Source organism: Mesorhizobium sp. M2A.F.Ca.ET.039.01.1.1, from assembly GCF_003998035.1.
Taxonomy (GTDB): domain Bacteria; phylum Pseudomonadota; class Alphaproteobacteria; order Rhizobiales; family Rhizobiaceae; genus Mesorhizobium.
Window position 1 is genome coordinate 1 of sequence record NZ_RZRY01000216.1, and the last position, 9,077, is coordinate 9,077.

A 9,077-nucleotide genomic window follows, 5' to 3' on the forward strand; every position below is an offset into this window, starting at 1 on the left:
GTCGGCAGCTTCTTCGACGGCGTCATCGGCAACCTCGGCGCGGCCAGCGGCTACATCCAGCCGGTCAAGGATGCCGCCGGCGACGTGCCCGGCTGGGTCTGGATGCTGGCGATAGCCGGCGTGGCCGGTGGGCTCTTCCTCGTCGCGAGCCATGGCGAAAAGAAGAGCATCGAAGCGTTCCAGACCGGGGCGCGACGCTGATGGGCGGCGGCGGCAACAATCCCGATTTCTGGGCCGACCTGGCGCTCGATGTCCTGTGCAGCCGCAAGTCCGTCCTGGCCGCGATCTTCGGTATCGGCCTGCTCGTAGGCTTTGCCGCGGGACGGCTGCTATGAGCCTCATCATCACGCTCATCGCCGGCCGGCTTGGCGTCGGCCGTTTCGCGGCCGGCGCGATCGCTTGGGCAGTCATTGCCATCATCGTCGGCGGCGCATCTGCCGGCGGCTATCACCTCATCAAGCAAGGCGGCGCCGACGAGCTGCGCGCCAGGATCGAAAAGGAAAATCAGGATGCGATTCGCAAGGGCATTGAGGCCAGCCGCTCTCTTGACGACTGCATTGCTGCTGGCGGGGTGTGGGACTTCCGGCGTGGACGGTGTTCCAGCCCTGCGCTTGGCCATCGGTAACAGCCTTGCGGGAGCCGAAGGCAAGACGGCCGACGATCAGAACAAGATCGATCGCACGATGGCCTCCGGCTGCGCCGTGAAGTTCTACACGCCGGCCGAATGCGACCGGCACACCAAGGCAAGCGCCAGGCGCCGCGCCGAACTGAAATCCTAGCAGTGCATTGGGCGGGAAAATGTCGGCAACCAGCGTCGAGCGCACGCTCGGAATCCTATTGGGGAAGCTTGAGGCGATCGAAGATCGGCTTGAGCGGGCCGACGAGAGCCGGGCCAGCATTCACAGGCGGCTCGACGAAGTCGTCATGCGCACCACGCATCTCGAAGCGGACGTCTCTTCCGTCAAGAACAAGACGGAAGCCATCCAGTCCGTCACCGACGACGTCGTGACGCTGCGCAGCCAGGCGCAGGGCGCCGGCACGCTCGGCCGCTGGCTGATCCGGATCGGCATCGGCGTGGTGACCGCCGCCGGCTGGCTGATCGGCGCCTACACGTACCTGACCGGCAAGCCGCCGCCATAACCATCCGCGCCCGGCGGATCCGGGCAATCTCACGAAAGGACAGTCCAATGACCAGAATGCGCGCCAAGATGCGCATCACCGCCGTCACGCCCTATCCGGCCGAAGGCGACCCAAGCCAGGAAACCCTGCAATTCTACGCCGTAGCCAAGGATGGCCCGTATCCGTCCGACGGCAGCGACGAGGACAACAGCTACGCCAAGTTCTCACCGTCGGGCGAGCTGAAGCTGACGGTCGCCAATCCGGCGCTGATCGGAAAATACAAGCAGGGCGACACGTTCTACGTCGACTTCACGCCGATCGGCTGACATTCCCTGCCTTGCGCGAGCCCGTGCGTCTCCGGATGCGCGGGCTTTTTGCTGTCCGGCGCTTACCGTGGCCGGGCGTTTCGTGCAGCAAGACCTGGCGAAGATCGCGCATGTCGACTGGCTTGCCGCAAGTCGGGCAGGCATAGAAATGCCTGCGTTCATCGCTGATGTCACCGTCGGCGCTCTTGCCGGTGATCGCCGGCCCTACGGTGAAATCTCGTACCATAACCATTCCCACATACAATTTTGCTAAAATGCCCGGAACCGGATCGCTGCACGTGGCTTGAATCGCGGTTGTTGGGATGTGTTCATGCGTAACGCCGTCGAGCGTCTGAAGTTCATCAAGCCGATGGAGCCGGAGCGGTTCGACATCCCGCCGGCGGGCGCCGAGTGGAGCCACGAAATCAAGTTCGACGGCTACCGGACACAGGTGATCAAGGATGCCGACGGCATCCGCCTCTACACCAAGAGCGGCATCGACTGGACGGCAAAATACCGGCCGCTCGCCGCTGAAGCCGATAAGCTGAACGGCGAAAGCTTCATCGTCGAGGGCGAGACGATCGTGCTCAATGATAAGGGCCTGTCGGACTTCCATGCGCTCCGCTCGGCCATCACGCGCCGGCCGCAGGATCTCTATCTCGTCGCCTTCGACCTTCTCCACCTCAACGGCCACGACTTGCGCAGAATGGCGCTGCGCGACCGCAGGGAAGTCCTGCAGGCGATGATCCCGGCCGGCTTGCACATCCAGTTCAGCGAAGCGCTCCCCGGCAGTGGCGACGCTGCCTATCATCTGGCCTGCAACTCCAATCTCGAAGGCATAGTCTCGAAGCTGCTGGACAGCGTTTACAGCAGCGGCCCGACCTCGGCCTGGCGCAAGATCAAATGCTTCGACGAGAAGGTGATGGACATCATTGGCGTGCAGCGCGAGCGCGGCAAGCCGGCCATGGTGCTGATGGCTGACAAGGGCCGTTACATGGGCGGCGCCTTTGTCACCTTCAGGGCCGACAAGCGCCAGGCGCTATGGGACCGGGTACAAGGCAAAATCGGCGCGCCGCCGCCCAAGGGGCTCAAGAAGGAAAAGGCGGAGTGGCTGAAGCCTGGCCTTTCGGGCAGAGTGCGGTTCCTGAAGGGCGAGGAGCAGCTTCGCCACGCAATGCTGAAAGACTTCTGGGAGGATGAAAATGGCCGTGGCTAAGAAGGACCAGGAGCGCGTCACCTATGCGTGGATGTACGGCCAGCAGGCGCGCAAGGATGGCAAGGAACGGACCGTACCGGACTATTGGGCCGAGCATGCCGAAGCGTGGCTGCAGGGGTTCAACGGCGTGCCCTTGGGGAGGGAACCGAAGCCGGTGAGCGACCAGTTGGAAGCCGAACTCGACGACAGCGCAGTGTCGAAGCGGGGATAGCTTACCAGGGCTTCGGCCGGCCGGCCCGGATCATCGCCCGCGCGATCGCCAGCTCGGCTTCAACCTTCGCGTTTTCCTTTTGCGTCATGTTGTCGGCCGCGATCAGGCGCCGGAGCGCACGCTTGGCCTCCTCGCGGTTCCAGCCTGTCTCGATCATGCAATCAATGATCGCCTGAAAACCCGGCTCCATCGCCTCCTGGCAGTCGATCTCGCGGTCGGGATAGTCGCTAGTGCGTCGCGGCTTGCTGATCAAAGGTAGGCCTCCCCGTCGCCGCGGTGCTCGTAGCAAAACCAGCGCGACGGCCTCTTCGGCTTGGCAAAGCCCCATCCGGCATCCTTGCCGCATCCGGCGTGTTCACAGAAATGCCCGAGCGGGCCTCGGGGGCGTTGCACAATCGTCTCTCCAGGCCGCGTCGGTTCGTCGCTCATGGCGAAAAGATTCCACAGACCGGCTTGACGATCAAGGAATTTGTTCCTTTTCTGTTCTCATGCCCGAGACCTACAGCCCGAAGTACCGCGACTATCCGCTGTCGAACCTGATCGACACGCTGCGCATGGTCCGCGTGACCTGCCGCTATTGCAAGCGGCAGCACAACTATCAGCCTTCGGACCTGATCCAGATCTTCGGCGACGTCGACGTGGATTCGCTCGCCAAGAGGATGACCTGCGAGGACGGCGGACGGGCTCACGGACGGCTGGATGTCGTGGCGTTCGTGCCAACCGGCCGAGAAGCTGTCGGTCTGCGTATCCGCCGCCTGGTGGCGATCAAGGTCAATCGCGTTCCTGTCTGGCGCGAGGATCCTGCGCCGTGACATTGAAACTTCCCGAAATCACCTATCCGCTGGCGATCGACACGATCGGCAAGATGCTGGCGCTTGGATACCGAATGAGCGTTCATTGCCACAACACGGGCTGCGGTCAGCATAGTACCGTCGACATGACCGAGCTGTGTGGCCGTCTTGGCGTCGACCACTCCTGCATGGCGGCCGACCTCGCTCCGCATTTTCGCTGCACCAGATGCCGCCAGGCCGGCCGCGATGACAAGCGCATCGGCTTCATCCAACACACACCGACGCCACAGCTCTAGACATGGCTGCCGTGGAGGGAACATTGACCATGGCTTGCCTGACGTCCGCATTGGAGAAGCTGCTGACCGACAGTCCTGGCCCTGTGTAAATCAATGCCGGTGTGGCCGCGTTACGGGCCGCCGGCGCGCAGGAACCAGCGGACGAACTTCAATCGATCGTGGGAACGTATGCGGCCGAACGATACCGCCCGATCCGCTTCGACCGTTTTACAGATGCCCGGTAACCTATTGATTTGGTTTGGGCCGATTTTGCTCTGTTTTGCCGGCAAGCGGTTGGAATCCCGACGAAAGCCCTAGCTTCCCAAGCTGACCGTCGCCAAGTACACTTTTGTCGCGGGGCAGGCGGGACTTGATCAACAACAAACCTAAAAAACATCACTACATCCCGGTGTTCTATCTCAGAAGGTGGGCCGGGCCGGACGGACGCCTGTGTGAGTTCAGCAGGCCGTACGGACATGTAGTGAAGCCGCGGATGACACATCCGGCGGGAACTGCCTACCAGGAGAATCTATATTCTTTGCGGGGTTTCGAGCCTCACCTCGCGCAACAAATCGAAGAGCGCTTCTTTCATTTTACGGACTCGCTAGCAGCCGAGGCGCTAGATCGGCTTGTCACCAAAGGTGTCGCGGGAGAATGGCCTGGAGAGTTGCGATCCGCTTGGTCCCGTTTCATTATTTCCCTGCTTTTGAGAACGCCACCCGATATCGAAGCGTTGCGGGCACAATGGAAGCACACCTTCGCGGACGCAAGCGAAGAAGGCGAGCAAGAATACTCGAAAAACAGGCGGGAGACTGACCCACCGACATTTAGTGAGTACCTAGCAACGATGCCGTTGGCCACCGTGGAAGGTTACCTCTTTCAAACCTACCTGCCGATCGTAGATAACCAACGGGTGGGTGCGACAATCAACCAAATGCAGTGGGCCATTGCCGACACGCGCGATGCAAAATTTGAACTTTTAACATCTGACCGGCCGGTCATACGAACGGGGTTGAATTACCAGTTCGCCCACATCGCCTTGCCGATCGGACCGCACCAGCTCTTCGCCGCCTTCAGAAACGATGAAACCTTCGCACGGTTCAAACAGATACCGGTAAATCAGTTAGTCGCCGACATAAACGCCAGGGTGGTAAGCCATGCAACTCACTTGGTATTCGGTCGCTCTGACAGTCAATTGAGGTTTGTAAGCAACAGGCTGGGGTCGGCACCCTCACCTGTCATTTTGCGGCCCCGATCCAATCCGGGTCATCTCGATCAAGTAGATTGATTTCCCCGAGCGCATCTCTCGCGCGCAACCGCCCGTGAGAACGGAAGGTGATTCCTTGTACGGATTTTGTACGGAAAACGCCTGCAAGTTGGCGTTTTGTACCGCATTTCCCTGCACGCAAATGCAAGCGAGAACAAACCGGGTTCCCCGCAACTATTGATTTTCATTGGGAAAATTGGCGCACCCGGCAGAATTCGAATCTGCGACCTCTGCCTTCGGAGGGCAGCGCTCTATCCAGCTGAGCTACGGGTGCTTCCCGGGGGACCGGAAAACGAACCGGCCGGTGAGCCGGCCAGCCACGGCTTCTTAGCGGAAGCGGCGTCGGGCTTCAACGGGCAATTGGCGATTGTGCGGGGGTGGGTGATTGTCTGGCCGATAGGTTGTCAGATAGGGCGCTCCCCTCTCCGTCTCGGGCTTCGCCCGAGCCACCTCTCCCCACTGCGTGGGGCGAGGAACTGGCCTAACCCTCCACCCCCACCTTCGCCGTCTTCCGCCGCACCGCCCGCGTCGCGCGTTTCACCTTCTTCGCCGCGGTCAGCTCGTGCATGGCGTCGAGCTGCATCTGCTGCATTTCGGCCAGGCGCTGCCATTGGCGCGAGATGAGGTAGTCGAGCTTTTCGTGCAGGTGGCGCACTTCCAGCTCGGCCTTCAGGTTCACCCGGTAATCGTTGAAGGAGCGCAGCCGGTCTTTGGCTTCCTGGCGCTTCTGGCTCATCATGATCACCGGCGCCTGAATGGCGGCGATGCAGGACAACACCAGGTTGAGCAGGATGAACGGGTAGGGGTCGAAGGCGCTGGTCGCGCCGGCGACCAGGTTGATGCCGATCCACAGCAAAAGCACCGCCGCGAAAGAGATCAGGAACCACCAGCTGCCGCCGAACTCGGCCATGGTGTCGGAAACGCGGTCGGGGAAGGAGCGGTGCTCCTCATATTCCTCTTCCGAGTTCTCAGAGATCGTGTCCTGCTTGGCGATCGATTCCACCACCTGGCGGTCGAGCTCGGAGAATTCGCCGTGCTCCTGCTGCAGCAGTTCCTCCATGTAGCGCATGCGGTAGCGGCCGAGCTCCTCGCGGCTGATGCGGGCGCCGCGCGGCAGGTCGGGATGGTCGGAGCGGATGCGGTCGGCGAGGCTGGGCCTCAGATCGTCGATGCGCACCAGGTCGCGCTTGCGGAATTTGCGCCCCGAGATCGCCGAGGGTTTCTTCTTGGGCTTGATCCGGGAGGTGCCCGGAACATGCGGTTCGGCCTGCGGCTCGGAATCCGGCACCTCCGGCGCTTCGAGGATCTCGTCGGCGGCTGCCTGCGCATCCTCCGGCACGGTCTCCGCCTCGAGATACTCGCCGGCGACGTCGTTCTCGTCGTCGGCCTGGATTTGCGCGGATGCCTTCGGGTCGCCTGCCATGGTCGCTGCTCCTGTTCGAGGCTTTGCGGGTACGATACGCCAAGCCGGCGCGGCATATCCATGGTCAGTGTGAAGAGTGTGTGACCGAACAAGTTCTTGTGATGGGGGGCGGGCTGTTGAGGCAATCGCATAGGTCGGCGCAGCCCCTCATCCGGCCGCTACGCGGCCACCTTCTCCCCGCCGGGGAGAAGAGGTGGGCACCGGCGCTGACAATCTCCTCTCCCCTGGGGGAGAGGTCAGCCGAGCGAAGCGGAGGCTGGGTGAGGGGGAGCGCCGCCGGCGATTTCACGCCCCCACTGGCGCAATCGTCTCTGCCGCCTGGCCTTGATCCGCATCAAACTGGCCCCTGTGGCGGGCCTGATAGGCAGACTATATCGAAATCAGGCCTGAGCGTTCAGGCTCCCGCCACTTGGGCGCGCGCGGCGCCCTGCAAAAGAGGGATCGCCACAATGTACAAGAAAATCCTCATCGCCACCGACGGCTCCGAACTCGCCCAGAAGGGCGTCGCCCACGGGCTGGAGCTGGCCAAGGGCCTCGGCGCCACCGTGGCCTTCGTCACCGTCTCCGAGCCGTTCCCGGCGCTGGCCTGGGGCGGCGCCATGGCCGGCTATGTCGCCGCCGACGAGCTGGTCAATTACGAGGAGAGCGCGCGCAAATATGCAAGCGAACTGCTCGGCAAGTGCAAGGCCGAGGCGGATGCGAAGGGGGTCGGCGCGAAGACCCTGCATATCGAGAACCGCACCCCCGCCGAGGCGATCCTCGAGGTGGCCGCCGGCGAGGGCAGCGACATCATCGTCATGGCCTCGCACGGCCGCCGCGGGCTGGGACGGCTGGTGCTGGGCAGCCAGACGGCGGAAGTGGTGTCGCTGACCGAGATTCCGGTGCTGGTGGTTAGATAGGCAACGGCAGCGCGGCCTAAGAAAGAGAAACGCCGCGTTCCTTCGCCCCCCTCTCTGTCCTGCCGGACATCTCCCCCTCAAGGGGGGAGATCAGCCGTCACGACCGCCTTCGCCAATCACAGACGTTTGCAAGACGAGCGCCGTCGCCAAAGCTGCCAATCTCCCCCCAAGTGGGGGAGATGGCCGGCAGGCCAGAGGGGGGCGCTGTCCCGCCGACGTCTAAAATTTTCCCCCGCCGCCTACTGCGTCTGCAGCAGCGGCGCGCCGGGCGAGGCCAGATCCGGCGACGGAAAATCGGACGCCGTCGAACCCGGCGCCGCCGAGGCGGGCGTCGGCTGCTGCGGCGGCAACCCTGGCAACGCCGAGTCCGCCGGTGGAAGCAGCGGCGGCGAGGCCGGCTGCTGGCCGGAATACATCAGCCTGGGCTGGTTTGCATCGGCGATCGCCGGTCCGAGACTCCGCTGGATCAGCGCCTCGACATGGTCGTTGCGCTGGCGCGCGGTGTCGGCGCCCATCACCACCACGATCAGATGCCGCCCGTCGGCATTGTAGGAGGTGACGATGTTGTAGCCGGAAGCCCTTATGTAGCCGGTCTTGATGCCGTCGACGCCGCGCACCCGCCCCAGCATGTCGTTATGGCCGCGCACCAGCCTGCCGCGGAACATGAAGTCGCTTTCGGAGAAATAGTGGAAATGCTGCGGGAAGCGCTTTTCCAGCGCCATGCCCAGCACCGCCATGTCGCGCGCCGTGGTCACCTGGCCGTCGTCAGGCAGGCCGCAGGCGTTGCGGAAATTGGTGCCGCTCATGCCGAGCGAGCGCGCCTTGGCGGTCATCATGGCGGCGAACTGATCCTCCGAGCCGCCGCCCAGATATTCGCCCACCGCCACCGCCACGTCGTTTGCCGACTTCACCACCATGGCGCGGATGGCGGAATCGACGTCGATCGTCTCGCCACGCCTAAAACGCAGTTTTGTCGGCGGCTGCGAGGCGGCGTGGTCGGAAACCGGGATCCGCGTTTCCTTGGTCACCCGGCCGCTCTCCAGCGCCTCGAACAGCATGTAGAGTGTCATCATCTTGGTCAGCGACGCCGGATAGCGCTGCGACCGCGAATTGACCTCGAACAGGGTCTTGCCGGTCAAGGCGTCGACCACGATCGCCGCATATTTCTGCGGCTGCGCCGGCACGGCAAGCACGCTTTCAGGCGGTGCCGCCGTCGTGCAGCCGGCGACCAGCGCGAGCAATGCCAGTACGGCGATGAGTTTCTGGAGGAGAGGGAAGGTAGGGGGCAAGACTGTTCTAAAACTGTTGCTGAGACGCGGCGAAACTAACGTAACCCATATGCCGCGTCCAACTGGTTAACGGACGCAAGAAGGCATTTGCCCAGGTTTTGGGGGGTCGCGCATGCTTTCCTTGCTTTTGGAGGGGCGGCACTGCCCCTCACCTGCCTGCCGGTGTCCAGCGGATAGATGGGTAACACTTTGAACCGGATACATAGGTAACAGTTTTCTCTCCCTATGATGCGGTCGCCGCAGCGCCAAGCGGTCGGCTTGGCGCGGCGCTGCGGCGAACCA

General features: G+C 62.9%; 14 protein-coding genes, 1 tRNA gene and 1 pseudogene. 12 read left to right on the forward strand and 4 right to left on the reverse strand.

From position 1 onward, the window contains the following. From EOA24_RS41635 to EOA24_RS17605, 8 genes are all read left to right on the forward strand, one after another. Positions 1-201: hypothetical protein (locus EOA24_RS41635; RefSeq protein WP_189353981.1), on the forward strand; the 201-nt coding region annotated here is incomplete at its 5' end. Further along, the gene (locus tag EOA24_RS43900; RefSeq protein WP_281059887.1) at positions 201-335 is read left to right on the forward strand and encodes a hypothetical protein; all 135 of its coding nucleotides are present in this window, start codon (positions 201-203) and stop codon (positions 333-335) included. The genes EOA24_RS41635 and EOA24_RS43900, both read left to right, overlap by 1 nt. Next, positions 332-625, forward strand: coding sequence for a hypothetical protein (locus EOA24_RS41640; RefSeq protein ID WP_189353985.1), 294 nt, complete (start codon positions 332-334; stop codon positions 623-625). The genes EOA24_RS43900 and EOA24_RS41640 overlap by 4 nt, the downstream gene beginning before the upstream one ends. After that, positions 612-779, forward strand: coding sequence for a hypothetical protein (locus EOA24_RS43095; RefSeq protein ID WP_245501812.1), 168 nt, complete (start codon positions 612-614; stop codon positions 777-779). The genes EOA24_RS41640 and EOA24_RS43095 overlap by 14 nt, the downstream gene beginning before the upstream one ends. A 19-nt stretch (positions 780-798) precedes the next feature. Further along, entirely contained in the window at positions 799-1,140 is a 342-nt protein-coding gene (locus EOA24_RS17585) for a DUF1515 family protein (protein ID WP_073984779.1), read from the forward strand. Between the two features lie 47 nt (positions 1,141-1,187). After that, a complete protein-coding gene (locus EOA24_RS17590) occupies positions 1,188-1,445 on the forward strand; it encodes a hypothetical protein (protein WP_127409933.1) in 258 nt (85 codons plus the stop codon). A gap of 310 nt (positions 1,446-1,755) precedes the next feature. Continuing rightward, positions 1,756-2,640: an ATP-dependent DNA ligase gene (locus EOA24_RS17600; RefSeq protein ID WP_127409935.1), complete on the forward strand. Its 885-nt coding sequence runs from the start codon at positions 1,756-1,758 to the stop codon at positions 2,638-2,640. Next, a complete protein-coding gene (locus EOA24_RS17605) occupies positions 2,627-2,851 on the forward strand; it encodes a hypothetical protein (protein WP_127409936.1) in 225 nt (74 codons plus the stop codon). The genes EOA24_RS17600 and EOA24_RS17605 overlap by 14 nt, the downstream gene beginning before the upstream one ends. 1 nt (position 2,852) lies before the next feature. On the opposite strand, the gene EOA24_RS17610 is transcribed toward EOA24_RS17605, so the two are convergent. Next, on the reverse strand, positions 2,853-3,104 hold the full coding sequence (locus EOA24_RS17610) for a hypothetical protein (protein WP_127409937.1): 252 nt from the start codon (positions 3,102-3,104) through the stop codon (positions 2,853-2,855). Positions 3,105-3,339: 235 nt separating this feature from the next. Between EOA24_RS17610 and EOA24_RS17620 the strand changes: the two genes are divergently transcribed. The 3 genes from EOA24_RS17620 to EOA24_RS17630 all read left to right on the forward strand — a co-directional run bounded on the left by EOA24_RS17620 (position 3,340) and on the right by EOA24_RS17630 (position 5,205). Then, positions 3,340-3,663, forward strand: coding sequence for a hypothetical protein (locus EOA24_RS17620; RefSeq protein ID WP_127409939.1), 324 nt, complete (start codon positions 3,340-3,342; stop codon positions 3,661-3,663). Next, a complete protein-coding gene (locus EOA24_RS17625; RefSeq protein ID WP_127409940.1) occupies positions 3,660-3,938 on the forward strand; it encodes a hypothetical protein in 279 nt (92 codons plus the stop codon). The genes EOA24_RS17620 and EOA24_RS17625 overlap by 4 nt, the downstream gene beginning before the upstream one ends. A 349-nt stretch (positions 3,939-4,287) precedes the next feature. Beyond that, on the forward strand, positions 4,288-5,205 hold the full coding sequence (locus EOA24_RS17630) for a DUF4238 domain-containing protein (RefSeq protein WP_189353983.1): 918 nt from the start codon (positions 4,288-4,290) through the stop codon (positions 5,203-5,205). Between the two features lie 176 nt (positions 5,206-5,381). Here EOA24_RS17630 and EOA24_RS17635 read toward each other — a convergent pair. Then, positions 5,382-5,458: transfer RNA gene (locus EOA24_RS17635), tRNA-Arg, on the reverse strand. A 207-nt stretch (positions 5,459-5,665) separates the two neighbouring features. After that, positions 5,666-6,607: a DUF1003 domain-containing protein gene (locus tag EOA24_RS17640; protein ID WP_127256897.1), complete on the reverse strand. Its 942-nt coding sequence runs from the start codon at positions 6,605-6,607 to the stop codon at positions 5,666-5,668. Positions 6,608-7,056: 449 nt separating this feature from the next. On the opposite strand from EOA24_RS17640, the gene EOA24_RS17645 reads away from it, so the two are divergent. Continuing rightward, complete coding sequence (locus EOA24_RS17645; protein ID WP_126080023.1) at positions 7,057-7,506, forward strand: universal stress protein; 450 nt, start codon at positions 7,057-7,059, stop codon at positions 7,504-7,506. Positions 7,507-7,904: 398 nt separating this feature from the next. Here EOA24_RS17645 and EOA24_RS17655 read toward each other — a convergent pair. Further along, positions 7,905-8,795 (reverse strand): annotated as a pseudogene (locus tag EOA24_RS17655) (D-alanyl-D-alanine carboxypeptidase family protein); the annotation flags it as partial. Between the last annotated feature and the right edge of the window lie 282 nt (positions 8,796-9,077).